At 64.9% G+C, this 342-nt stretch carries 1 protein-coding gene; it reads right to left on the bottom strand.

Annotation, left to right across the window (positions count from 1 at the left end; all coding sequences use genetic code 11):
- The coding region (locus HAQ05_RS29730; protein WP_190427714.1) for a DUF1983 domain-containing protein at positions 1-342 on the bottom strand (342 nt) is incomplete at both ends.

The raw sequence follows: 342 nt of genomic DNA on the forward strand, positions 1-342 counted from the left end.
TCATGCGCCAGCCGGTCGAGCCCGCCACATAGTTCGTCGACTGGATGTAATCGCCGATCTTCGCGCTGGTGATGGTGCCGTCGGCGATGAACGCCTGGCTGATGTACACCTGGCCGCTCTGGACCACGAAGGGCGTGAAGACTGTCCCCCCGGCGGTGGTCCCGACGACGGCGAACCGGTCCGCCGATACCAAGAACTGGCTTTGCAGGCCCGCATCGGTGTTCTCGATCCCCAGCCCAATCCCGGCCGCCACGTACTGGCCGTTGGTGGTGAGCTGCATCTTCACCGACCACATGGTCGAAAGTGTGCCGTCGGTACTGGCCTGGGCGGTGGCCACGGTCT

Origin of the sequence: Pseudomonas typographi, assembly GCF_014694385.1 — a bacterium.
Lineage (GTDB): Bacteria > Pseudomonadota > Gammaproteobacteria > Pseudomonadales > Pseudomonadaceae > Aquipseudomonas > Aquipseudomonas typographi.